Origin of the sequence: Sphingomonas sp. PP-CC-3A-396, assembly GCF_004343105.1 — a bacterium.
In the GTDB taxonomy this organism is placed as follows: domain Bacteria; phylum Pseudomonadota; class Alphaproteobacteria; order Sphingomonadales; family Sphingomonadaceae; genus Sphingomonas.
The window spans coordinates 45,643-71,061 of sequence record NZ_SLYF01000005.1 but is presented as its reverse complement, the minus strand read 5'-3'; the positions used below and the strand labels follow the sequence as shown (position 1 = coordinate 71,061).

The 25,419-nt window shown below is 64.8% G+C and carries 13 protein-coding genes and 1 pseudogene; 7 read left to right on the top strand and 7 right to left on the bottom strand.

Translation table 11 applies throughout. From position 1 onward, the window contains the following. Positions 1 to 9: 9 nt before the first annotated feature. Positions 10 to 1,595 (bottom strand): annotated as a pseudogene (locus tag C8J40_RS10910) (cytochrome ubiquinol oxidase subunit I). A 121-nt stretch (positions 1,596 to 1,716) separates the two neighbouring features. Here C8J40_RS10910 and cydD point away from each other — a divergent pair. Together cydD and C8J40_RS10900 are read left to right on the top strand one after the other, a co-directional pair. Further along, positions 1,717 to 3,393, top strand: a complete 1,677-nt coding sequence (gene cydD / locus C8J40_RS10905; protein WP_132897060.1) for a thiol reductant ABC exporter subunit CydD — start codon at positions 1,717 to 1,719, stop codon at positions 3,391 to 3,393. Then, on the top strand, positions 3,390 to 5,039 hold the full coding sequence (locus C8J40_RS10900; protein WP_243693333.1) for an ATP-binding cassette domain-containing protein: 1,650 nt from the start codon (positions 3,390 to 3,392) through the stop codon (positions 5,037 to 5,039). Before cydD ends, C8J40_RS10900 begins: the two co-directional genes overlap by 4 nt. A 195-nt stretch (positions 5,040 to 5,234) precedes the next feature. Here C8J40_RS10900 and C8J40_RS10895 read toward each other — a convergent pair whose 3' ends face one another. Continuing rightward, positions 5,235 to 5,930: an OmpW family outer membrane protein gene (locus tag C8J40_RS10895; RefSeq protein ID WP_132897059.1), complete on the bottom strand. Its 696-nt coding sequence runs from the start codon at positions 5,928 to 5,930 to the stop codon at positions 5,235 to 5,237. Between the two features lie 290 nt (positions 5,931 to 6,220). On the opposite strand from C8J40_RS10895, the gene C8J40_RS10890 reads away from it, so the two are divergent. The 4 genes from C8J40_RS10890 to C8J40_RS10875 all read left to right on the top strand — a co-directional run bounded on the left by C8J40_RS10890 (position 6,221) and on the right by C8J40_RS10875 (position 13,387). Then, positions 6,221 to 9,325, top strand: coding sequence for a TonB-dependent receptor (locus C8J40_RS10890; RefSeq protein WP_132897058.1), 3,105 nt, complete (start codon positions 6,221 to 6,223; stop codon positions 9,323 to 9,325). A gap of 54 nt (positions 9,326 to 9,379) precedes the next feature. Beyond that, positions 9,380 to 10,930, top strand: a complete 1,551-nt coding sequence (locus C8J40_RS10885; protein ID WP_132897057.1) for a tryptophan halogenase family protein — start codon at positions 9,380 to 9,382, stop codon at positions 10,928 to 10,930. After that, positions 10,927 to 12,459, top strand: a complete 1,533-nt coding sequence (locus C8J40_RS10880; RefSeq protein ID WP_243693332.1) for a tryptophan halogenase family protein — start codon at positions 10,927 to 10,929, stop codon at positions 12,457 to 12,459. The genes C8J40_RS10885 and C8J40_RS10880 overlap by 4 nt, the downstream gene beginning before the upstream one ends. Before the next feature lie 169 nt (positions 12,460 to 12,628). After that, positions 12,629 to 13,387 carry an FCD domain-containing protein gene (locus tag C8J40_RS10875; protein WP_132897056.1) on the top strand — a complete coding sequence of 253 codons (759 nt, stop codon included), beginning with the start codon at positions 12,629 to 12,631 and terminating at the stop codon, positions 13,385 to 13,387. Positions 13,388 to 13,446: 59 nt separating this feature from the next. Here the strand turns inward: C8J40_RS10875 and C8J40_RS10870 are convergent, their stop codons facing one another. The 5 genes from C8J40_RS10870 to C8J40_RS10850 all read right to left on the bottom strand — a co-directional run bounded on the left by C8J40_RS10870 (position 13,447) and on the right by C8J40_RS10850 (position 22,124). Beyond that, positions 13,447 to 15,078 (bottom strand): alpha-L-fucosidase, encoded by a 1,632-nt coding sequence (locus tag C8J40_RS10870; RefSeq protein WP_243693361.1) that lies wholly within the window; start codon positions 15,076 to 15,078, stop codon positions 13,447 to 13,449. A gap of 2 nt (positions 15,079 to 15,080) precedes the next feature. After that, positions 15,081 to 15,881, bottom strand: coding sequence for an SGNH/GDSL hydrolase family protein (locus C8J40_RS10865; protein ID WP_243693331.1), 801 nt, complete (start codon positions 15,879 to 15,881; stop codon positions 15,081 to 15,083). Continuing rightward, positions 15,878 to 18,178, bottom strand: coding sequence for a glycoside hydrolase family 31 protein (locus C8J40_RS10860; protein WP_243693360.1), 2,301 nt, complete (start codon positions 18,176 to 18,178; stop codon positions 15,878 to 15,880). Before C8J40_RS10860 ends, C8J40_RS10865 begins: the two co-directional genes overlap by 4 nt. A 250-nt stretch (positions 18,179 to 18,428) precedes the next feature. Then, positions 18,429 to 20,504: a beta-galactosidase gene (locus C8J40_RS10855; protein ID WP_243693330.1), complete on the bottom strand. Its 2,076-nt coding sequence runs from the start codon at positions 20,502 to 20,504 to the stop codon at positions 18,429 to 18,431. Positions 20,505 to 20,564: 60 nt separating this feature from the next. Next, positions 20,565 to 22,124, bottom strand: a complete 1,560-nt coding sequence (locus tag C8J40_RS10850; RefSeq protein WP_132897054.1) for an alpha-L-fucosidase — start codon at positions 22,122 to 22,124, stop codon at positions 20,565 to 20,567. Positions 22,125 to 22,514: 390 nt separating this feature from the next. On the opposite strand from C8J40_RS10850, the gene C8J40_RS10845 reads away from it, so the two are divergent. Continuing rightward, positions 22,515 to 25,322 carry a TonB-dependent receptor gene (locus tag C8J40_RS10845; protein WP_132897053.1) on the top strand — a complete coding sequence of 936 codons (2,808 nt, stop codon included), beginning with the start codon at positions 22,515 to 22,517 and terminating at the stop codon, positions 25,320 to 25,322. The last annotated feature ends 97 nt before the right edge of the window (positions 25,323 to 25,419 follow it).

Below are 25,419 nucleotides of genomic sequence, written 5' to 3'. Positions count from 1 at the left end.
TGTCTCCTGTCAGGCAGCCAAGGGAAGGGGTGGCGTTGGTGCTTCGAGGATCGGGCCCGAAACCGGCTGTGGATCCTCGTCATGCTCGAAAGGCCCTTTGCGGATCGTCGCGAGGATCAGCCGCACCTCGATCACCGCCAGCGTGCCGTAGATCGCGGTGAAGCCGATGATCGTCGCCCACAGCACCCCGGGGGTCAGCGACGAGGCGGCAAGGAACGTCGGCAGCACCCCCTCGATCGCCCAGGGCTGGCGACCGATCTCGGCCAGCATCCAGCCAAGCTCGATCGCGATCCATGGCAGCGGGATCGCGATGACGGCGAGCTTGAGGAACCAGCGTGTCTGGGTGTGCAGCCTGAGCGAGGTCAGCACGAACGCGGCACCGAACAGCGCGATCATGAAGAAGCCGATGAACGCCATGATCCGGAAGCTCCAGAACATCAGCGGCACGTTCGGCACGACGTCCCACGCGGTCGCCGCGATCAGCTGTCGGCTCGCCATGCGCGGATCGGCGACGTGGCGTTTCAGCAGCAGCGCATAGCCGAGGTCGCACTTATGCGCCTCGAACCGAGCACGTTGGACGACATCGGTCCTGTCGACCTTGAGGCGCTGAACCGCGTCATAGGCGATGACTCCCGAGGTGATCCGCTCCTGCGCCTTCAGCACCAGTTCGGACATTCCCGTCACCTCCTTGTCGAGGCTGCGCGTCGCGATCAGGCCGAGCACCCAAGGCACCTGCACTTCGTAGCGGGTCTTGCGTAAGGCGACGTCGGGTATCCCGAACAGCGTCAGGCCGGCGGGGGCAGGGGCGGTGTGCCAGGCCGCCTCGATCGCGGCGAGCTTCATCTTCTGGTTGTCGGTCAGCGCATAGCCGCTCTCGTCGCCAAGCACGACGACCGACAACGAGCCGGCGAGACCGAACGCCGCGGCTACCGTCATCGATCGGCGAGCGACTGCAGTGTATCGGCCTTTCAGCAGCCAGAAGGCGGAGATGCCGAGCACCACGACCGAGGCGCAGACATAGCCTGCGCTGACGGTGTGAACGAATTTGGCCTGTGCGATCGGGTTGAACACACCGCGCCGAAATCGCTGACTTCCATCCGCATCGTGTCGGTGTTGAACTCGGCGCCGGTCGGGTTCTGCATCCAGCCGTTCGCGACGAGAATCCACAGCGCCGATAAATTGGTGCCGAGCGCGACCATGAACGTGACGAAGAGGTGGCCAAGCTTCGACAGGCGGTCCCACCCGAAGAACATCAGCCCGACGAACGTCGCCTCGAGGAAGAACGCCATCAGCCCCTCGATCGCGAGCGGCGCGCCGAAGATGTCGCCGACATAATGCGAGAAATACGACCAGTTGGTACCGAACTGGAATTCCATCGTCAGGCCGGTGGCGACGCCCAGCACGAAGTTGATCGCGAAAATGCGCCCCCAGAACCGCGTGATCACGCGCCAGATCGGCCGGTTCGTCATCACGTACACGGCTTCCATGATGACCAGCATCATCGACAGCCCGAGCGTCAGCGGCACGAACAGGAAATGGTACAGGGCGGTCAACGCGAATTGCAGCCGCGACAGATCGATGACCCCAAGGTCCATGGTGATGCTCCCCGCAAGGCCGTCGACGGCGCTGCCTGGACCCCGGGCTAGCCGCGGTCGGCGACGCGAACATTGACCGCGGTCAAAGACGCGCGCGGTCTGGGGCTCGATGGCGGCGGGCATGGACAGCCTTACCGAACGCGACGGTTCGAAACAGCGCGCGCGTGCGTCGAAAGCGTATCTGAGCGCGGTGGTCGCGGACGGCGGCGGCGCGCGCGGGTCGGCCAGCCTGTTGGTACTCGACAGCGTTGCGGCGATCGGCTTCGCGGCAGGGCTGGCGGGTGGAGTCGTCGCGGTTTCGGCGGGCGTCGCGGCGATGCTGCCCTGGGTGGTGCTCGCCGGTGTCTCGGCGATCGGGCGTGGCGTGTGCGCGATGCTGGCGGCGCGCGTCGGCGCGAGCGGTGCGTACCGGGCGAAGACGCGGTTGCGGCGGCGGATCGTCGACGCGGCGCTGCACCGCACGCCGGGCTCCGACGTGACCACCGGTACATTGATGACCGCGGCGGTGGACGAGGTCGATGCGATCGATGGCTATGTGTCGCGCTTCTTGCCCGCGCGGATGGCCGCATCGATCGCGCCGCTGTTGGTGCTTGCCGCGACCGCCATCGCTAGCCCGATTGCGGCGGCGATTTTGGTGGCGACGGTCTTTCCGTTCCTCGCGGCGATGATTCTTGCAGGCGGTGCCGCGGCGGACGCGTCGCGCCGTCAGTTCGTGGCGCTCGCCAGGTTGTCGGGACTGTTCGCGGATCGGATCGGCGCGCTGCCGATCATCCTTGCCTTTCGTGGCGAAGGGCGCGAGGCCGCGGTGCTGGGCGACGCTGCGGAGGATCTTGCGCGGCGGACGATGCGCGTGCTGCGCGTCGCGTTCCTGTCGTCGGGGGCGCTCGAGTTCTTCGCCGCGCTGTCGGTCGCGCTGGTCGCGGTGTATGCCGGGTTCAACCTGTTGGGCCTGCTCCCGTTTCCGGTGCCCGAGACATTCGACATCGGCCGCGCGTTCTTCGTGCTAGCGCTCGCGCCGGAGTTTTATGCGCCAATGCGGCGGCTGGCAGCCGCCTATCATGATCGACAGGCGGCGGAGACTGCGGCGGAGCGATTGGCGACGGTCGAGCAGGCCCAGACGGCGCCTTCGCTGGTCGTTCCCGTCTGGTCCAGTGCCACGCCGACGATCCGCTTCGAGTCCGTCGCGATCCGCTATGACGGCCAAGACCGCGCCGCGGTATCGGGCGTTTCGTTCGAGGTTCTGGCCGGCATGGTCGTGGCGCTGGTCGGTCCCTCGGGGAGCGGCAAGAGCAGCCTGCTGCATCTGTTGCTCGGCCTCACGCCCTTGTCCGAGGGGCGCGTTTGGATCGGCGACCTTAGCCTTGCCGAGATCGGCAGCATCGCGCCCGTCGCGGCGTGGATGGGGCAATCGCCCTTGATCTTGCCCGGAACGATCGGCTCGAACATCGCGCTCGCCGATCCGAGCGCCTCGGCCGAGCGCATCGCGGAGGTCGCACGGATTGCCGGGCTGTCGCCGGTGCTGCTCGCGCGTGGAGGGTTGGGTGCGGCGATCGACGCAAGGGGCAGCGGGCTGTCGGGGGGAGAACGACGCCGGGTCGCGCTCGCCCGCGCGCTGTTGAAAGCTGCGCCCGTATTGTTGCTCGACGAGCCGACCGCGCATCTGGATGCGGACTCCGAAGAGCGCCTGATCGAGGCAATCGCGCGGGCTTGTGTCGGGCGAACGACGATCATCGCAACGCACAGCGCGCGGCTGGCCGCGATCGCCGATGTCGTGATCGACCTGGGAGAGCAGGCGTGACCGCGTTCGAAGCGCTGATCACCGACGAGCGACGGCGGCAACGACGCGGGCTGTGGCGAGCGAGCGGTTATGCGGCGATTGTCGCAATGGCGTCGGTCGTGCTGCTCGGGCTGTCGGGCTGGTTCATCACCGCCGCCGCGGTCGCCGGGCTTGCCGGACCGATCGCCGCGCAGGGCTTCAACTATATGCTGCCGAGTGCTGGCATCCGTCTGCTTGCGATCCTGCGCACCGCCGGGCGCTATGGCGAGCGGCTGGCCAGCCACGACGCAGCGTTCGGCGCACTCGCCCGCATTCGCCCCGCGCTGTTCCTCGGTCTGGCGCGCGGCCCTGTGGATCAGGCGCTGGCGCTCACCCAGGGCGAGGCGACCGCACGGATCGTCCAGGACGTGAACGTGGTCGAGGCGCAGTTCGTCCGGTTCTCCGCGGTACCCGGCATGATCGCTGCGCTGGCGAGCGGCCTGCTCCTGTGTGCCTTGGGAGGGTGGCGGCCTGCGCTGGCGTTGGTACTGTGCCTGGTGGGTTTGTTGATGATCGCGACCGCGCTAGCGAGACGGTTGGAAGGACCGGGACGCGACGTGCAGCGCGCGAGCGGAGCGTTGAAGGAAGCGTTTGCCGGCATGGCCGATGCCGCCGCCGAACTCCGATGCTACGGAATCGAGGCGAACGCGATGGCCGCGATCGATGCCTGCAGTCTGCGTCTGGCGGCATCGCAACGCGCGCAGGCTGGCGTCGCGGGGTGGTTCGAGTTCATCCAGGCGGTCGCGCTTGGCATGGCAGGACTCGCGGCGCTGCTGCTCGCCGCGCCTGCGGGTGAACCGATCGCCGCGTTGTGTGCGCTGGCGGCAGTCATGACGATCGACGCGGCGGGGCCAGTGCTGCGCAGCCTTGCGCAGCGGAGCGCGGTGCGTGAGGCTGTCGCGCGGCTAGATCATCTGCTGCCAGCTGCGGTGGAGCCGGACGCCGCGATCGCGAGCGTAACCGCGCCGTCGATCGCTCTGCTCGGCGCGGTCCTGCCGGCGGGTACGCGCGTCGCGCTGGTCGGCGCATCGGGGTCGGGGAAGACCACGCTCGTGGAAAGTCTGCTCGGTCTTCGTTCGGCGGAGTCGGGCATGGCGTTCGTCGACGGCGAGGACATTGTCAGCATCCCACTCGCCATCCGCCGCGCGACCTTCGGTTGGGCACCGCAGGACGCGGCCTTGTTGTCGGGCACGATCCGCGCCACGCTCGCGCTCGGCGATTCCTTGGCCGAGGATGCGGCGATGTGGGCAGTGCTCGCCGACGTTGCGCTAACCGACGTGATCCAGGCCATGCCGAACGGTCTGGACAGCTGGATCGGCGAGCACGGCGTACGCTTGTCGGGCGGCGAAAGGCGGCGGCTTTCGCTTGCCCGCGCCTATCTCGCCAAGGTGCCGTGGCTGTTGCTCGACGAACCGACCGAGGGACTCGATACCGCCACCGAGCGACGCGTCGCCGACCGCCTGTCCGTGCGGCTCGCAAGAACCGGGCAGGGGCTGATCATGGTCAGCCACCGTCCGGCGATGGTCGCGCTGTGCGATCAACAACTCGCGGTCGCGCCGGCCTCGGATGCGATCGTCGCGCGCCCCACGGATGCCGGGCCGCGATCACGTCGGTATAGCCGAGATTGAACACCGTCGGGTTTTTGACCAGCCGTTCGCCGCGCCGATAGAGCGTCCCGAACACGCGGTCCGAGGCAAAATTGGTACTCCCGAAATTACCCGTGTCGTCGTGGAAAGGATGCTCCATGTGGCGCACCTTCATGGTGGCCAGTCATGCGAACCGGGGCTTGTATGCGAGGCACTGGATGCAAAACGCGTGCGGCGTCACAACCGAATGCCTAGCCCGAGGCCGAACACGAGCGGATCGAGGCTGATCGCGACCCGCTGCGTGCCGGCCGCGGTCGTCCGCAGCCGTGCGGTCGTGTCGATGTCAATGTATTTGACGTCGAGATTGAGGAAGACCTTCGGCGTGATGTCGATGTCGACGCCCGCCTGTGCCGCCCAGCCGAAACTGTCCTTCATGCGGACGTCGGTCGGTCCGACCGCGGCGGCGAGCCCAGACGACGCCTTCTCGTTCCAGAAGATCGTGTAGTTCAAGCCGGCACCGACATAGGGCCGGATCTTGCCCATCGGGTTCAGGTGATATTGTGCGGTCAACGTTGGCGGCAGGACCCAAGTCGAGGCGAGCTTGCCGATCGAGCCGGTCGTGCCGGTGCGGCCATCGGCTTGATGCTTGGTGGTCGCGGCAATCAGCTCGAAGCCGATATGGTTGGTCGCCATGTAGGTGACGTCGACCTCGGGCATGACGCTGTCGTTGACGCGTACATGCTCGCCGGGAAACGCGGGCAGGACGCTGCCCGAGGTCTCGTTCGGCGCTACCATGATCGCCCGGACGCGGACGAGTACGTCGCCGGCGGCGATGCCTTGTCGCGGTGCTGCGTCGGCCTGCGCGAAAGCGGGGGGTGCGACCGCAGTCACTGCGCATGCCGCGAGGGCGAGGCTCTTGATCGACGTCGTCATGGTCCGGCTCCTGTAATCCATACGGCCGGGCTATCTGCGCTGGAGAGTTGGGGCGTTGATCGCGGACAAGCAACGTGTTGACCGCGATCAAGGCGCCGTCCGGACCGCAGCGATGCCGAGCGTTTCCGGGCGGCCATCCGGCGCGCGTTCGAATGGTAAAATATGACAAAGAAATTAATTGTCGTATAATAATGGTAGGGCTAACACGGAACGAAGCACCAGGCTGATAAGGTGCCGGTTGGGGACTGCGACGGCCAAGAGCCTGCTGCGGAAAAAAGGGGGAGGATTTCATGAGCGCGCATATTCTTGACGTTGATCGGCGCCGCGGAGCCGTTGCTGCAATGCGGACCGGTGTATCCCTGGTCGCTTTGCTGACCGCTGGGGTAAGCGGCACGGCGTGGGCGCAGGCTGAGACACAAAGCATCTCCCCCGACACGACTCAGGCCGCCGTGCCTGGGCAGAATGTCGGCGAGCCCGCAGCGGACCAGACGGATGGTGACATCGTCGTCACTGGTCGCCGCGCCGCACTCGAGGCTGCCGACGAACGCAAGCGGCGCAGCGAGACGATCGTCGACTCGGTCGTCGCCGACGATGCCGGCAAGCTGCCCGACAACTCGATCACAGAAGTTCTGCAGCGCGTCTCGGGCGTGTCGATCGTGCGCTTTGCCGCGCTCGGCGATCCCGATCACTATTCGGTCCAGGGTTCGGGCGTGCAGGTGCGCGGCCTGACCGGCGTCGCTTCGCGCCTCAACGGCCGCGAAATCTTCAGCGCGAACAATGGTCGCGCGATCCTGTGGAGCGACGTGACCCCCGAACTGATGTCAGCAGTCGACGTCTACAAGGCATCGACAGCGGACCTGATCGAGGGCGGCACCGGCGGCCAGATCGATCTGCGCACCAAGCTGCCGTTCGACTTCAACGGCAAGTTCCATATCGCGGGCACCAGCGAACTCGCGCTCGGCGACATGGCGAACAAGGCGGATCCGTCGGGCTCGGTGCTGATCACCGACTCGTTCGATACGCCGATCGGCCGGATCGGCCTGCTCGGCGACGTCGCGTTCAGCCAGTTCAGCTCGCTGTCGCAGTTCATTCGCGTCAGCCCGTATTTCAAGACGACGCTTAGCGATGGCAGCGGCAAGTACGTCCCGAGCGGCTTCGCGTATGGTGACGAGACGTTCCAGTATAAGCGCTACGGCATCTATGGCGCGGCGCAGTGGCAGCCGGCAGAGTCACTGACCTTCACCGGCAGCTTCTTCCAGTCGCGCTACAAGAGTCAGTCGAGCGATTACGGTACGCAGCTCGATTCGCAGACGCTGGCGGTCGATCCGGCGAGCAGCACGTTCGACAGCAACGGCCTGCTGACGAAGACCGACGCGCTCTTCAATCGCGATACGGCCACGTTCCTGCCCACCGGCGGCGCGGTCAACAGCAGCGGCAACAAGGGGTTCGTGGAGAGTAACACGCGGACACGCGATTACTCGCTGTCGTTCGCCTGGGCACCCGTTGATAGCCATTTGTCGCTCAAGGGCTCGTTGCAGCGCGTCAACTCGCGTCAGATCTACGATCGCCTCGACATTTTTCGCGACATCGGCTTCGGCCAGAGCTTCGGCATGGATCTGACCGGCGACCTGCCGCAGATCACCGTCAGCCCGGCGACGCAGGCGTCGTTCGCGGATCCGGCGAATTATTTCTGGACGGCGTCGATGCCGCACAACGAACGCAACAAGGGCCGTCTCGACGCAGGGCAGCTCGATGCCGAATACAAGTTCGACAACAGCTTCTTCCGGTCGGTTAAGGTTGGTGGCCGTTATGCCAAGCGGACCGAGCGCGACCTGTCGAACGGCTATAACTGGACCGCGCTCGGCCGCGGCTGGAACGGCGACCCGCAGCTAACCTACGCCAACGCGGCGCCGGGCGACGTCGCCAGCCACGCGTTCAAGGACTTCTTCCGCGGCAACACGACGCTGCCCGGCAACCTGATGTTCGCGTCGGAAAGTCTGGCGGACCGGTTTAACGCCAACCGCACCGGGCTGGTAACGGCGCCGCCTGCCGGCTTCTGCACCGGTCGTGAGTTCGATTGTTCGGCCTCAGGTCCTCTCCCGGTCACCGGCTATGGCGGCCAGTTCAATCCGGACGGCACCCTGGCAATCAGGCCGGTCGGCTTCGTCTTGCCGGGCGATCAGGTCGAGAACCGCACCAAGAATATCGCAGGCTATGCGCTGGTGCGTTTCGGCCCCGAGGGCGACGCGCGCGGCATCTCCGGCAATATCGGCGTGCGGGTCGTGCGCATCGAGAACGAGGGCAGCGGCTTCATCCAGCAGAATGGCGGGACCGTCTTCATTCGCAATGGCGCTCAGGTGACGCTTGCGAACACCTTCCTCGCACGCGGCGGCAAGGCCGACTTCACGCGCGTCCTGCCGTCGGTCAATCTCGAATATGCGCCGACCGACAAGATCAAGGTGCGCGGCGGCTATAACATCACGATGGATTTGCCGACCTTCAACGCACTGCGCGCCTCGGGTTCGATCGGCGTGGCGACGACGCCCAGTCAGACTCCGGGCGGGATCGGGACGTTCAACAACTTTACCGCGGACACCGGCAATCCGTTGCTCAAGCCGACGCTGTCGAACAATTTCGATCTCTCGCTCGAATATTACGGACGCGCGGGCACGTCGTTCCACATCGCCCCATTCTACAAGCGGCTGACCAACCTGCCGATCTACGCGCTGACGACCCGGCAGGTGACGGTCCAGTTTACCGATGGAACGACGGAGAATGTATCGGCGTCGGCCACCGACTACAGCAACTCGACCAAGGCGGCGACCGTCAAGGGCGTCGAGGTCGGCGGACGCTTCTTCTTCGACATGCTGCCGGGTGCGCTTGCCGGGATCGGGTTCGAGGGCAACTACACGTTCATCAAGAGCAGCAATCCGGGCGACGTCTACCGCGACATTACCGGCGCGGTGAAGAGCGACGCGCCGCTGGTGGGTCTGTCGAAGCACAATCTGAACGCGACGCTGCTATATGAGCGCAATCCGATCTCGCTGCGGATCGCGTACTCGTGGCGCTCGCAATATCTGCTGTCGACCAACAGCAACGGCACGAACGGCACGTACCCCTATTACAGCGCGCCAGGCGTCGTCAGCAATCAGGATGGCGGCCTCGATGCCTCCACCCAGATCGCGCTGCCGATCTATGGCGGCAATTACGGGTCGATCGATGCCGGCGTCCGCTTCAAGGTGACCGACTATCTGTCGTTCGGCGTGCAGGGGACCAACCTGACCGCGTCGACGCAGCGTACGCTGATGGGCGGGTATCCCGGCGGCAAGCTGGTCGGGCGTAGCTGGTTCCAGGCCGATCGTCGTATCAGCACTGGTATCAACCTCGCCTTCTGACGATGATACGCCGCTCGTCGACACCGTGTCGGCGAGCGGCAAAGCGAGGCTGTGATGACCAAGCGGATCCTGATCGTGGGCGGCGGCACTGCCGGGTGGCTGACCGCAGGCTATCTCGCCAAGCGGCTCGGCGCTGATCTGCCGGGCGGCGTCGCGATCACGCTCGTCGAATCGCGTGACATCGGGATTCTGGGTGTCGGCGAGGGGACGTTCCCGACGATCCGGCGGACATTGGCGACGATCGGGATCGACGAGGCCGATCTGATCCGACGCTGCGGCGCGACGTTCAAGCAGGGTGCCAAGTTCGTCCACTGGCGCCACGCGCCGGGGCAGGGGGCGACCGATCATTATTCGCACCCCTTCCAGGTCGCGGACGCGAGCGACGGTCTCGACCTGCTGCCCTATTGGCTGCTGGGCCTCGGTGGCACGGAGAATTGGGACGAGGTCTCCAACCCGCAGAAGAAGGCGGCCGACCGGCACCGCGCGCCCAAATTACCGACGCATCCCGATTATGTCGGGCCGCTGAACTATGCCTTCCATTTCGACGCAGTCGCGCTTGCCGGCCTTTTGCGCGAGCAGGGCGTGAAGAACGGCGTCCGCCACCTGACCGACACCGTGAGCGAAGTGCTGCTTGATGCGGACGGCGCGATCGGTGGCGTTCGGACCGAGCGGAACGGGATACTCGACGCCGATCTATACATCGACTGCACCGGCTTTCGCGCTGAGCTGATCGGCAAGGCGATGAAGATCCCGTTCCGGTCGTGCCGCGACGTGCTGTTCTGCAACCGCGCGATCGCCGCGCAACTACCCTATACGCGGCCCGACGAACCGATCGCCTCGTACACGATTTCAACCGCGCAGGAGGCGGGCTGGATCTGGGACATCGGGCTCGATCGTCGCCGCGGCATCGGCCATGTCTATTCGTCCGACCATAGCGAAGACGATGCTGCCGAGCGTGTGTTGCGCGGCTATCTGGGCGCGGCGGGCGAGACCGCCGACGTACGCCATTTCAAGTTCGAGGCCGGCTATCGCGAGGTGAACTGGTACAAGAACTGCGTCGCGGTCGGGCTGTCGAGCGGCTTTTTCGAGCCATTAGAGGCGACCGGAATAGCGTTTGCCGAAGTGTCCGCCGGTATGATCGCTAACCTGTTCCCTTGGGGCGGCGATTACGAGACGTCCGCGCGCCAGTTCAACGCCAACATGCTGCGCCGCTACGAACGTGCGCTCGATTTCATCAAGCTGCATTATTGTATCTCGGAACGCCGCGACACCGCGTTCTGGCGCGACAACGTGGCCGACGCATCGGTGCCGGACCGCCTGCTGGAGATGCTCGATCGCTGGCGGTTCCGGCCGCCCAACGAGCTCGACATCGACGGGCAGGTCGACATCTTCACCGAGGCAAGCTGGCAATATGTTCTGTACGGCATGGGCTGGAAGACCGACCTGAGCGCCAAGGCCGGCGCGCTTCGCTACGGTGAGGATGCACGCCGGGCGTTCGCGGAGGTGCAGCGCCAGGCGCGTTATGCGATCGCCAACCTCCCGTCGAACCGCGATCTGGTATCCTACGCCCAGTCCCACAGCTTTGGCGCGCGGGCCGCAGCGTGACCGTCACCCGGCCCGGGAAGATCACAAAGGTCGTGATCGTCGGCGGCGGCACGGCAGGCTGGATGACCGCGGCGGCTCTGTCGCGACTGGTCGCCAGCGGCGTTTCGGTCACCTTGGTCGAATCCGAGGAGATCGGCACGGTTGGTGTTGGCGAGGCGACGATCCCGTCGCTGCTCGATTACAACCGCATGCTCGGGATCGACGAGGACGCGTTCGTCCGCGCTACCGGCGCGACGTTCAAGCTGGGGATCGAGTTCCGCAACTGGACGCGGCTCGGCGACTCCTATCTGCACCCGTTCGGCACGCACGGCCGCGACATCGACGGCGTTTCCTTTCACCAGCTCTGGCTCCGGCAGGCTGCCTCGGGCAACGCCGATCCGGGACCAATCGGCGACTATTGCCTGTCCTCCGTGGCGGCTCGGCGCGGGCGGTTCACTCGGCCGAGCGCCAATCCGCAGTCGGTGCTGTCGACCTTGTCGTACGCGTTCCATTTCGACGCAGGCCTCTACGCGACGTTCCTGCGCGACATCGCCGAGCAGGATGGCGTGGTCCGCGTCGAGGGGCGCGTGATCGCAGTCGATCGGAATGCCGAAACGGGGTTCATCGAGGCGGTGCGGCTCGAAGGCGACCGCCGGATCGAGGGCGAATTGTTCATCGACTGCAGCGGTTTCCGGTCGCTGCTGCTCGGCGATACGCTAGGTGTACCGTTTGCGAGCTGGAAGCAGTGGCTGCCCTGCGACCGGGCGTGGGCGGTGCCGAGCGAACGACAGGGGCCACTGACGCCCTATACGCGGGCGACCGCGGATAGCGCCGGATGGCGCTGGCGGATTCCGCTCCAGCACCGGGTCGGCAACGGCTATGTCTATTCCAGCGCGCATATCGACGACGACGATGCCAAGCAGGCGCTGCTGGCGGGGCTTGATGGCGCGGCGTTGGGCGAACCCCGCCAGTTGCGTTTCGAGGCCGGGCGGCGCAAGCGGCTCTGGGACCGGAATTGCGTGGCGATCGGGTTGTCCGGCGGTTTCCTCGAACCGCTCGAGTCGACCAGCATCCACTTGATCCAGTCGGGGATTGCGCGGCTGATGACCCTCTTCCCCGATCGTGGTTTCGATCCGGTCGAAATTGACGAGTACAACCGTGTCATGCTCCGCGAATACGAGCAGGTCCGCGATTTCATCATCCTCCATTATCATGCGACCGAACGATCGGATTCGCCATTCTGGGACCATTGTCGGACCATGGCGCTGCCGGAATCGCTGCAGGGCAAACTCGCGTTATGGCGAGGCAAGGCGCGGGTGTTTCGCGAGCAGGGCGAATTGTTCACCCCCGATAGCTGGATTGCGGTGTTGCTCGGCCAGAATGTGCAGCCGGCGTCCTTCGATCCGTTGACGGGCGGGTTGCCGCTTGGCGAGGCGACGCGGTTCATGGCCCATATTCGAGAGATGATCGGCATGACCGCCGAAGCGATGCCCACGCACGAGGATTTCATCGCCCAGCACTGCGCGGCACCGATCTTCCGACAAGCGTGATGGGGACGCGCTATTCGGCCGATGCCGAGGCCATGTGTGGGGTGGATGAGATACAGTCCCGGCGAGGCAATTGGCGCGCTCATGATCTTCGCAGCGTAAAAGTGAGTACCTGTCGTCCGATATGCAGAGGGACGCTTGTAGCGGTCACGAATTTGGGCGACCAAGCCCTATGACCGAACTCAAGCCCACGAAGGTCCGCACGGCGCTGGGCCGCAATCTGACTTACGGTATGCTCGACGCCGTGGGTCGCGCGATCGTCACCGGCCATTACGACGGAAAGCGTTTTCCTACCGAGGCGGAACTGGCAATCGAGCACGGCGTGAGCCGGTCGGTGACGCGCGAGGCGGTCAAAATGCTGACCGCGAAGGGTTTGCTTTCCGCGCGTCCGCGGCAGGGTACCATCATCCAGCCAAATTCGACCTGGAACCTCTTCGACACCGATGTGCTGCGTTGGCTACTCGAACGGCAGTTTACCTTGCCGCTACTCCGCAGCTTCAACGAGCTGCGCCTTGCAGTCGAGCCGATGGCGGCGCAGCTCGCCGCACTGCACGCCACGCCGTCCGGCATCGCGATGATTGCTGCTGGCTATGCGCGCATGGAGGCGGCCGAGCGCGGCGATGACGATGCGCTCGAGGCCGACATCGTGTTCCACGTTGCGATCCTGCGAGCGTGCGACAACCCATTCTTCGCACAGTTCGAGGATCTTGTGTCGACGGCGCTACGGACCTCGATCCGCTTCACCAACCGGTTCAAGGGGCGCAGCGCAAGCCTGCCCGCGCATAAGGCCGTGCTCGAGGCGATCGCTGCGCGCGATGCGGCTTCCGCCAGCGCCACGATCCGATCGATCATCGAGGACGTCATGATCCTGATCCGTCAGGCCGAAAGCGAGGGCGCGGTGGTCGATCGCGGAGCGGCCTTGCTCGGCTGAGCAGCGTTCCCAATCGTATCAGCGTTGATCCGGAGTCCGTAAGGTGCGGCCCGAAATGGTCAGACCAGGCCTCGGCCTTCGATCTTCAGGACAGGGACGAACCCGCCGCCCGGGTTCGCGGGCATCGTCAGGTGCAGGCCGCGCGCATCGCGGCGATGCGCCATGCCGCCGCCGCCGAGCAACGTCACGAGCTCGACCACGCCATCGGCGAAGCGGTTGCGTCCCAGTGCCTTGATCGTGACGTCGCCCTGCGGCCAGCCCAGGAACAGCGCATAGAGCGCCCCCTTGTTGGTGGTGAAGCGCACGTCGCGCGCGGTGAACACGCCCGACGACTGCTCGTTCTGCATGCCGGCCTGCAATTTGGTCGGGCCTTCGCCATAGATCCGCCATGGCCGCGAGCCGAAGATCGCCTCGTCGTTGACCGCGATCCAGCGGCTCATGCCGTCGAGGATCTTTTCCTCCTCGCCGTCGATCGAGCCGTCGCCGGGCTGCGGTATCGACAGCAGCAGGTTGCCGTTCTTGGACACGACATCGGCAAGCCGCTGGATCACCTGTTCGGCGGTCTTGTAGCTCTTGTCGGTGAGCCGCGCGACGTTGTAGAACCAGTCACCGACGCATGTATCGGTCTGCCACGGCTCGTCCCACAGATGATCGGTGAAGCCGCGCTCGACATCCTGCACGAGGCCGAACCTCGCAGAAGGCTTTAGCTGCTTGGCGGTCAGCACGACGTTGATTTCGCCGTGCCACGCGATCGAGCGGTTATAGTAATCCGCAGCCGCCTGGAGCCCGATCGGCCCGAATGGCAGTTCATAGTCGTCGAAGTAACAGAAGTCGGGCTTGTACTTGTCGATCAGGTCGGTCTGGCGCAGCAGCCATTTCGCCGCATAGCCCGGATCGTTCGGCGGCGGCGTTTCGATCCACTGGCCGTCGTTCGCGTCGTGCCACGCGTTCATCGCGGCGATCGTATCGATGCCGTTCGGCAGGACCGCGTGCGCGCCGGTGTAGAGCTGTTGCGGATCGAGCCCGTCCCACCATGTGCCGCGGCCGTCGGCGGTGCGCAGCGTGAACCCGTCGTAGCGCTGGCCCTTCAGCGGCCCTGTCGGATCATAGCCATAAGCAGTTTGATACCAGTGCCAGCTATGCGCAGCGTGGTTCGAGACGCCGAACTTGAGCCCGGCTTTACGCGCGGCCTTTTCCCAAGTGCCGACGACATCACGCTTCGGCCCGACGCGGAGCGAATTCCAGGCGTGATAGCGGCTGTCGTAGCAGTCGAGATTGTCGTGATGATTGGCGAGCGAGACGAAATATTTCGCCCCCGCCTTGGCATAACGGGCGATCAGCGCGTCGGGATCCCAGCGCGCCGCGGTCCAGCGGTTCATCACCTCCATCATCCCCGACTTGGTCGGATGGCCATAGGTCTTGAGGTGATGTTCGTACGCGGGATGGCCCTGCATATACATGAAGCGGCCGTACCAGTCGCCTTGCTCGGGCACCGACTGCGGGCCCCAATGCGACCACAGGCCGAGCTTCGCGTCACGGAACCACTCGGGGTAGCGATAGTGATCGACCAGCGATTGCCAGGTCGGTTGCACCGGACCGCGCGCCAGCCCCATCGGGCTCTGCGCGAGCGCGTGCGTCGCCGGACCCAGTGCGGCGATTCCGGCGAGAACCGAACGGCGGCTGAGATCGATACTCACTTGGCTGCGATGGTCCGGCGGATCGCCGCGAGGGCCAGCGGGCGCATCACCGCATAGCCGGCGGGAGTCGGGTGGACGCCGTCGCTCGCCAGCCCCGGCTTCATCGCGCCTTCGGGTGTGGCTAGCGCGGTGTAATAATCGACATAGGTGAAGCCGTTCTTCGCCGCATAGGCCTTCAGCCAGCTGTTGAGCGCGCGAATCTGCGGCACCGGCTGCTTGTCCTTGCTCCACGGAAAGGCCGCGGCGGGCGGGGTCGAGGCGATGATCACCTTGATACCGTTCGCGCGCGCGAGGTCGGCCATGCTGGCGATGTTGCCCTGAACGATCTCCATCGTCGAGGCGCCGGTATTGCCGGCGATGTCGTTGGTACCTGCCATGATGTGGACCGCACGCGGTTTCAGCGCGACCACGTCCTCGCGGAAGCGCACCAGCATCTGCGGCGTGGTCTGCCCGCTGATCCCGCGATCGACCAGTCCGCCGGTGAACAGAGTAGCATCCGCACCGATCCAGTTGTCGGTGATCGAATCGCCCATGAAGACCACGCGGACCGGCGTGTTCGAGGCCTTCAACTGTTCGTTCTGCTCACGGTAGCGGCACAGTTGGCCGAAGTCGCGCGTGAGCGAATGCAGCTTCCATGCCTCCCATCCGGCTCCATCGGTCGGCGACGGATGCGCAGGGCAGGGGGCCGCGACGATCCCGACCGGATCGCCGGCATAGGGATCGCCCGGGACATTGGTCTGCGCGGCCACCGGTAAGGTGACCAACGTCAGTGCGGCGATGAAGACTGCGCGGATCACTTCGAAGAGACGATCTGGACCAGCGATGCGGCGTCCTGCCCGGTCGGCAGCTTGCCCGATGCGGTCAGGCGCCGGGTCTTGTCGTCCCAGCGCAGCATCGCCTTGCGCCCGCCCTTGGTCCGATAGTCGTTGGTCACGCCGTCATCGTCGTACAGCGCGAAGCTCGCATCCGCACCCGGATAGACGCGGATGCTCTCGAGCGCCTGCGCGGTCGCCGTGCTTGGCACCTGGACGCCCATCGGTATGATCGACCCGGCGCGCACGAACAGCGGTATCTTGTCGATCGGTGCATTCGCGGTGACGGTCTGGCCGCCTGTGAACCGCTGGTTGGTCCAGTAATCATACCATTCGGCGCCGGCCGGCAGATAGACCTGGCGGCTGGTCTTGCCCTGTTCGGTGACTGGCGCGACCAGGAAGGCCGGGCCGAACATATATTCGTCGCCCATGTCGGCGACGTTGGGATCGTTCGGGAAATCCATGAACAACGCGCGCATCATCGGCGCATTGCTTTCGTATGTGTGGCGGCCGAGCGAATAGATGTACGGCATCAGCGAGTAACGCAGCTTCAGGAAGTTCGCGAGGACCGGCTCGGCCGCGGTGCCATATTGCCAGATCGCGGTGGCCGGGCGCTGGCCGTGGATCCGCAAGGTCGGCGTGAACACGCTATAGCCGAACCAGCGCGTAAACAGCTCGGGATAATCCGCGTAATCCGGCGCCATCGCGGTCGCACCCGCAGGATCGAGCAGCACCGGGCGTGTCGCCTTGGGCCCGTTCGGCCATTGCCAGCCGCCGATGTCGCTGCCCCAATAGGCCATGCCGCTCGCGGTGAAGCCAAGCCCCGCGGGGACCTGCCGATGCAGCGCTTCCCAGGTCGACTTGATGTCCGACGACCAGAACAGCCCGCCGTTGCGCTGGGCACCCAGATACGCCGCGCGCGACAGGATCAGGTTGCGCATCGTGGGACGGTCCTTGGCCGACCCGTCCGCGACGCTCATCGTATGGAGCAGCGGGAAGACGTTGTGATAGCGGTCGCCCGAGCCGATCGAATAGAAGCTGCCGTCGGGCACCAGATCGGGCTCGGTCTCGTCGAGCCAGAACCAGTCGAAGCCCTGGCTGGCGATGTTGTCGCGGATACGGTCCCAGAACCAGTGGCGCGCATCGGGGTTGGTGCTGTCGAGCAACGCGCCCGCGCGATCGGAGCGGATCGGCAGGCCGTCGACGACGTTGCCGTCCTTGTCCTTCAGCAACAAGCCCTTGGTCGACAACAGGTCGAAATACCGCGATTCCTTCTCGAAGCGCGGCCAGACGCTGATGATCGAATGCATCCCCATCGACTTCAGCTTGTCGTTCATGCCCTTGGGATCGGGGAAATAATTCCGGTCGATGTCGAGCTGGCCCATGCGCGACCAGTAGAACCAGTCGAGCACCATGATATCGAGCGGCAGGCCGCGGCTGCGATATCCGTTGGCGACGTCGAGCAGTTCCTTCTCGGTCTCGTACCGCGCCTTGCTCTGGATGAGGCCGAACGCGGCCTTGGGCGGCAGCGGCGTGGTACCGGTCAGCGTCGCGTAGCCGGCGTAGATTTCATCGGTAGTGGCGCCTGTGATCACGAAGAACGAGACGCGTTCGCCGACCTCCGACTGCCAGTGTGTCGAACTATGCAGGCCGGGGGAAACGACGGTCGAGGACGGGTTGTCCCAGACGATGCCATAGCCCTTGTTGGTGACCATGAACGGTACGCAGACCGTCTCGCCCGCGGGCGCGTCGTAATTGTGGCGGCAGTCGATCGTGCGGCCGCGCAGGTCGAGCTTGCCCTCCTGGTTCTGGCCGAGCCCGTAATAATGCTCGTCGGCGGGCGAGGCGAAGCTCGCGCCGACGCGGAACGTCTTCTCGCCGTTGACGGTATGCGGCGCCATTTCCCAGCCGGTCATCTGCGTCAGCATCGTGCCGTCCGGCTTGCGGATCGTCACCGACACCGGTGGCAGCGACGGCGCGAAATAACGCTCCATCTGCGTCGGCGCCTTGGGCCAGGGCTTCGCATCGACCGAGAGCGACAGCGCCGCGGACGCGAATACATCGGCGCCCGCATCGTTACGATGCGTCCAGCCGGCGGCATCGGGCTTTGCGTTGGGGCCATCGCCTGGAGGCGCATCGACCTGTCCGCGGTCGGTCGCGATCGTCACGCGGACGATGTTGGGCGCATAGGCCTCGACCGAGACGAGGCTGCCGTTGCGATCGACCGTCGCGATCGGTGCGGCAACCGCGGCGGAACCGAGCGTCGCCAGCGAAACCCCCATGGCCAACCGTGCGACCAGCCGTGACGACCAGTCCCATCGCGACGTGGTGCGGGACTGGTCAGACGATTGCACTTCGATACGGGCTGGGGAAATGTACATCGAATCCTCTCCACGGGTCTATGCCCTGACGGTAGCGCTATCTTCGCCGAAACGGCAATTTTGTCGTATAATTGCAGATACGGCGCGCGGATCAACCGTATTCCGCGTCGACGCAAGGCGAAGACCCGGATTGGTCACTTATCGCGCGTCGTTATTGGAGCAGCGCCACGCCATACGGCGGAAGGTCGAGCCGATCGGTATAGGCTTTGCCGCTTAGAATATCGTGCTGCTCGCCTGCCAAGGCCACACGCGCAGGCGCGGTGTTCGTGTTCACGTACAGCGTCCGCCCATCGACGATGCGCGCGACCACGCCCGGCGGAGTGACCGGGCCACGCTCGATCCCGAGTTCGGTATAGAGCGATCGCACCAGCGGATCAAGAAACGCGCCTAGCGCGGCGGTCGCGAGGTAGATCGCGCGGCCCTTGCCGAAGCGGTTGATGGTGATCGCCGGGCCGGGCTTGGGCGTGTTGGTGAACATCGCCAGCGGTTTGGCCGTGCTCGGTTCGAGCACCTCGTAATAGGGATCGCTACCAATCTGCTCTTTGCCGTCGAACATGATCTTCAGCGGTTGCTCGGCGCGATAGAATTCGTTGGTCCGCACGCCGAACACGTCGGTCAGCCGGCCGGGCAGGGGCGTCTCGAACCATTTGCCGGTCTCATCGACCTTGGCGGAATAGCCGGTCATGATCACCGTGCCGTCGTTCGCGACATAGCGCCGCACGGCCTCGGCGGTTTCCTTGTCCATCATGTATGCGCTGGGCAGGATCACGAGCTTGTAACGGTCGATCGCGTCGTGGCCGATATCGATCACTGCGGTGTCGATATTGTCGGCGAACAGCGGGGCGAGCGCGGCCTTGGCCTGATCGGGATAGCTGGTCTTGAAATATTCCTGCATCGTGTTCGGCCCAGGCGGAGGCGAGGTCAGCCAGTTGGTCTGGAACGAATAGGCGATCGCCACCTCGGGCTTGCGGTAGCGCGGGAAGCCCATCGTCTTCAGCTTGGCGAACTCGCTGGCGATCTGGCCGAACTCGCCGACCTTCCACGACGGGCGGCCATCATGGTCGACGAGCCCGAACAGCCCCTGTTCCTCGCCACCGCTATGCGAGTTGAAGGTCCAGGCGAGGAACGTCTGCGCGTAATAGATCAGCCCGAAATACGCCCACATCCGCGACCGGCCCGGTGTGCCGTAATAGCCGCCACCGCCCGCGGTGAACTCGTTCAGCCACATCGGCGTATCGTGGCCTGCGCGGTTGCGCGATACGTCAAGTGCAGCGCCTAGCGGCTCGCCCGGATAGAAGCCTTGGCCGCCATAGGTCGAGACCTTGTCCCACGACCGTAGATAATCGAACCCCTTGGTCCAGGCGTCGGGCCAGAAGTTCGACGCGACGGGCAGGTTGGGCGCGTATAGTTTGCGGACCGCTTCGAGATCGGTGAGCGCGCCGATCGTGTCGTCGGACCAGAAGCGGCGAAGGTCGAGATTGCGCTCGTTCGGGCCGGGTCCGTTGCCATAGGGGAGGTAGACCTCGTCCCAGCTGTTGATCCGACGCGACCAGCGCTGCGTCGCCCAGGCGGTGTTGAGCGCCGCGATCGTCCCGTATTTCTTCTGCAGCCAGCCGACGAAACGTTTCCGATCAGCCGGCGAATACGACATCTGGCCGTTGCCGATCTCGTTGGTGTAGCCGACCGCGATCACCGCGGGATTATGCGCGTACCGCTTGAGCATCTGCTCGGCGAGCCGCCGGACCAGCCGGCGATAATCGGGATCGCTGATATTGTCCCAATAGCGCGTCGCGGCATTGCGGCGGACGCCGTCCTGCGTGACGAGATCGACGCCGGGATATGTCTTGTGCAGCCAGGTCGGTACCGGCTGGCCGGGAATGTCGAGGAGCACCTTGATCCCGGCGGCATGCATCTGGTCGAGAATCGCGTCGAACCATTCGAACGTGAAATGGCCTTCCTGCGGCTCGAACGAATCCCAGGACAGGTCGCCCATCCGGACCATGGTGAACCCGGCCTTCTTCATGATCGCGATGTCTTGGCGGATCTGCTCGGGCGAACGGTCGATCGGCTGGTAGCAGGCGCCCACGAACAGGTCGCCGCGGCCCGGCCATTCGGGATGCCCGACGGCGGTCTGCGCCTGCGCTGGAACGATGCTGGCAAGCGGAACAGCCAGCGTAGCCGCCGCAAGCATCGCAAACCGCAGGGCGCGGATCAGGGGGTGTTTCAAATAGCCTCTCCAAGCTCGTGTTCGATCGACGCACACATCGTGCACGTGCGGTATTTCTCGTCAGGCGAAATCGATCGCGAACGCGCTCGCGTGTCGCGTCGGCAACGTCGCGGGTAGATCGATCACGAGAGCCTGTCCGGTCTGGCGAAACGCGATCGCGCCGGGGCGGCCGAGCAGGCGCACTGCGCGTACCCGGCGTCGTTCGTGCGGGTTGGGCTGGGCCAGCGACGTGATCGCGGTCTGCCCCCGAGGCATGCCGAGCGTGATCGCGTACAGCGTCTCGCCCTTGGTCGTGAACCGGATGTCCTGCGCCGTGTAGCTGGTCTTCTCCGCAAACGCGCCGGCGGCGGCGGTGGTCGGACCCTCGCCGTAGATCGTCCAGGGGCGCGTGCCGTGGATCGCCTCGCCATTGGCGGCTATCCACGGCGCCAGGTCGGTCAACAGCCGGTCGGACTCAGGGGGCAGGCTGCCGTCGCCGTGCATCACGACGTTCAACAGGAGGTTGCCGTTCTTGCTGACGACGTCCGCGAGCATCGCGACGACCTCGTCGGTGGTCTTGTAGGTGTCGGTCCGGTTAAAGAACCAGTCGCCGTTCGATGTGTCGGTCTGCCAGGCGTGTGGATTGATGCCCTTGAGGACGCCGCGCTCGACGTCCTGCACCGCCCAGTCCGTGCTGAACGCGCCCGAGCCCGTATCCTTGCAGTTGTAGACCGCGTCCAGCTTCCCTGTGCGCCTCATGCTGCTGTTGTAGAAATGCGCAAGGAGCGAGCGTCCGACCTCGCCGAACGGCAGGCCGCCGTCCGAATACAGCAGGTCGGGCTGGTAGCTGTCGATCAGGTCGCGGATCCGGTCGAACCACATCGCGTGATATGTCGGGTTGGTCGTGTACCAACTCGCGGGCGTGTTGATGAACGGCTCGTCGCGGTTGGTGTGATAGAGATCGGCATAGCGCGGATCGGCGCCGTCATAGGCGACCCCGAGTTTGGGCCAGAACTGATCGTAGAGGTGGTTGGGGTACCACCAGCTATAGCTTGCACCGAGATGCTCGGACACGCCGAAGCGGAGCCCGCGCCGCGTGGCAGCCGCCTTCCATTCGCCGACGATGTCGCGCTTCGGGCCCATCTCCACGGCGTTCCAGCGATGATGCTTCGACCGCCACAAATCGAAATTATCGTGATGCACGCCCATCGAGACGAGGTAGCGCGCGCCTGCGGCGGCATAGCGTGCGGCGAGTGCGTCGGGATCGAACTTTTCCGCACGCCATAGCGGAATGATGTCCTTGTAGCCGACCTTCGAAGGGTGGCCGTAGGTCTTGATGTGATGGTCGTAATGCGGGTGGCCGGGGACGTACATGAAGCGTGCGTACCAGTCGCCCTGGCTCGGCACCGCCTGTGGTCCCCAATGCGCCCAGATCCCGAACTTGGCGTCGCGAAACCAGTCAGGCGCGCGATAGCCGGCGAGCGACTGTGCGGTGGAATCGAACCGGCCGGGCGTTATGGCGCGGCTGGCAAGCGGCGACGGTTTCGTCGCCGCTGCCGATGCGGCGGCACGCGACAGCCCGCTCAAACCCAACGTAGCTGCCAGCGGTGCTCCCAGTATCTCGCGTTTGCTGAACGTCATTACGCTTCTCCCCACACGCGGTTTCGACAGTCCGGAAAGAGCGTCGATGAAACTGACGCCATTATTACGAAGGTCGATATTTAAGTCCTACAATTACAATTTGATACGTTACCTTGCTGGAAGCCTACACTAGCACCGCAAGTCAGTTTAGGACCGATTTGGTCAGATATTACCGTGATTTGACGAGCCCACCCCGAGTATCGTCATTCGATGTGCGACATTTTTGCCATCATACCGGATGAATTGTCCGCGTAAATCGAATTAGCATATAAATGATCTAAATCATTCGCTAGGCGCCGCTGACGATACGGTAGCGGCGTGGCCGCGCACGATATCCAAGAGTGAACCGCAGGCGGTCCGTAAGGATCAGACCTGCTGGAGCAGAGTGTGATGAAGCGTTCCAAGATTAGCGTTGGCAGCATCAAGGGTCTGAGCACGACCGTGTCGCTGCTAGCACTCGTGATAGTCGGTTCGGTAGCGCAGGCGCAGGTCGCGGCACCGCAGGATGGCGCGCCCGCGCCGGTTGCGGATGCTCAGCAGACCAGCGGTACTGCCGCCCCGAGCGCCGATCAGGGCCAAGCAGTCGATACCGCGCCCGTCGCCGCAGAGGCGGGCGATGACATCGTCGTGACCGGCGTCCGTGCGAGCCTTCAGTCCGCCCAGAACATCAAGCGCAACTCGGCGCAGATCGTCGACTCGATCGTCGCCGAAGACATCGGCAAGTTGCCCGACCGCAACATCGCCGAAGCGCTGCAGCGCATCTCGGGCATCCAGATCCAGCGCAACTTCGGCGAAGGCAGTTCGGTCGCGATCCGCGGCCTGACCCAGGTCCGCACCGAGCTGAACGGTCGCGACATCTTCACCGCGAGCGGGTCGAGCAACGCGCTGAGCCTCGAGGACGTACCGTCCGAGCTGCTCGCCGGGATCGACGTCTACAAGAACCCGTCGGCGGACCTGATCGAGGACCAGCTCAGCGGCACGATCAACTTTCGTACGCGCAAGCCGTTCGACTTCGACGGCTTCAAGATCTCGGGTTCGGCGACGAACACCTATTACGATCTGATCAAGAAGAGCCAGCCGGCCGCATCGCTGCTCGTCAGCGATCGTTGGAATACCGGCATCGGCGAAATCGGCATCCTGGCGAGCGCGTCGTATCAGAAAACCAATTTCCGCCAGGACACGATCTCGACCGAGCCGTTCTACACGCTCGACGAAAGCAATCCCGGTGACGCCGCCACCGCCGCGCTGCTCGGGCGGACCGGCCAGACCACGACGCTGCCGCATGGCACCGGCATCGGCGAAGTGTTCGGCGACCGCCGTCGCCTCGGCATCGACGTGTCGCTCCAGTGGCGCCCGACCGATACACTGGAGTTCACCGGCGAGGTGTTCCGCAACGATTACAAGCTGCGGTCCTATGGCTACAGCTATTTCGCGTACACCAGCGGGGCGTCGATCACGCCGCTGGCCGGCGCGCCGTTCACCTATGCACCGAACGGCGATTTCCAGAGCGGCACGTTCACCGACGTCCCGATCGGCAACAACACCTCGCTCGGTTCGCGGCATTCGGTCACGACCGATTATTCGCTCAACGGCAAGTGGAAGCCGACCGCCAACCTGACGATCACCGGCGATCTCCAATATGTCGATTCCAAGACCGACAACCTGAACTCGATCGTCGGGCTGAGCGGCGTCGCCACCACGCTGACGCAGGATATTTCCGGCGAGATCCCGTCGTTCCAGATCACGTCGGCCGATGGCCTCGCGAACCCCGCGACCTACAGCAACGGCTTCTACCTGGATAACCTCAACAACTCGAAGGGTACCGACAAGGTCGGCCGCCTCGACGGCGAATATCGCTTCGATGGGGGTATCCTAAGCTCGATCAAGGCGGGCTTCCGGTTCGCCGATCGTCGCAACCGGACCAGCGATACCGGCTATCGCTATACCGGGCTGACCGGCGCTGCGACCAATCTCCGTTATGTCGACCTCGGCGGCTTCTTCCGCGGCCAGGCCGACCTGTTCGGCGACATCCAGGCGTTCTCGCTGCCGACCGTCCTCGACTACGACGCCACGCGAGCGTCGCTCGGCATCGCGACCACGCCGAGCTATGTTCCGAGCGGGACCAACACGCAGGCGCAGAAGACCTATACCGGCTATGCCGCGGCGTTCTTCAAGGCGGACGACCTGCCGGTGCCGATCGACGGCAATATCGGCGTGCGCGTGGTCCAGAGCAAGGTAGCGGTCTCGGGCTTCTACCAGCAGGTCGACCTGATCACCGCGCCCGACGGCACCCAGTCGACCGCGGCGCCGACCTTCACCGAGGTCAACGAGGCGACCAAGTACACGTCGGTCTTGCCGAGCCTCAACGTGCGCGGGCGCCTGACCGACCGGCTCCAGCTGCGTTTTGCCGTGTCGAAGAATATCTCGCGCCCGAACTTCAACCAGCTCAACCCGAGCCTGACGATCACCGAGCCCGGCACCGCGCAGATCGACCAGCAGCACGTGACGTCGACCGGCAATCCTTATCTCAAGCCGATGAAGTCGACCAATTTCGACGCCTCGCTCGAATGGTATTTCGCCAAGAGCGGATCGCTGACGGTCGCGGGATTCTACAAGGATATCTCGAATTACATCCAGACGGTCATCACGCCGCGTGACGTAACCTTTACCGACGGCGTCACCGCTACCTACGACGTGACCACCTACAGCAACGCCGCCAAGGCCAAGGTGAAGGGTGCGGAAGTCGCGTATCAGCAGTTCTTCGACTTCCTGCCGGGGCCGCTCGCCGGCCTGGGCGTGCAGGCGAACTTCACTTATGTCGACTCCGAGGCGCCAAGCCCGGCCAGCGACGGTCCGGTGACGCAATTGTCGCTCGAAGGGCTGTCGAAGTATAACTACAACCTGATCGGCATCTACGAGCGCGGGATCGTTTCCGCCCGCGTCGCCTATAACTGGCGCAGCGAGTTCCTGGTAACGACGTCGGCCAATGGCACCGGCAACCTGCCGCAGTTCCAGAAGGCATCGGGGCAGCTCGATGCGTCGATCACCGCCAACGTGACCCCGCATCTGTCGCTGACGCTGAACGGCACCAACCTCACCAACACGGTGCGGTCGACCTATTACGGCATCACCACCCGGCCGCGCGATTCGATCATGAGCGACCGGCAGATCAGCGGCGTGGCGCGGATCACCTTCTGATCCGGCAACGCTGGACGTCAGGGCTGGGCTCGATCTTCGGATCCGGCTCAGCCCCTGGCTGGCAGGGAATGGCGGACACTGTTGTGACAGAGCCGCT

Excerpts from the sequence above, each read along its gene's own strand:
- cydD (WP_132897060.1), top strand. The coding sequence starts at position 1,717 with ATGGACAGCCTTACCGAACGCGACGGTTCGAAACAGCGCGCGCGTGCG.
- C8J40_RS10895 (WP_132897059.1), bottom strand. The coding sequence starts at position 5,930 with ATGACGACGTCGATCAAGAGCCTCGCCCTCGCGGCATGCGCAGTGACT.
- C8J40_RS10890 (WP_132897058.1), top strand. The coding sequence starts at position 6,221 with ATGAGCGCGCATATTCTTGACGTTGATCGGCGCCGCGGAGCCGTTGCT.
- C8J40_RS10885 (WP_132897057.1), top strand. The coding sequence starts at position 9,380 with ATGACCAAGCGGATCCTGATCGTGGGCGGCGGCACTGCCGGGTGGCTG.
- C8J40_RS10875 (WP_132897056.1), top strand. The coding sequence starts at position 12,629 with ATGACCGAACTCAAGCCCACGAAGGTCCGCACGGCGCTGGGCCGCAAT.
- C8J40_RS10860 (WP_243693360.1), bottom strand. The coding sequence starts at position 18,178 with ATGGGGGTTTCGCTGGCGACGCTCGGTTCCGCCGCGGTTGCCGCACCG.
- C8J40_RS10850 (WP_132897054.1), bottom strand. The coding sequence starts at position 22,124 with ATGACGTTCAGCAAACGCGAGATACTGGGAGCACCGCTGGCAGCTACG.
- C8J40_RS10845 (WP_132897053.1), top strand. The coding sequence starts at position 22,515 with ATGAAGCGTTCCAAGATTAGCGTTGGCAGCATCAAGGGTCTGAGCACG.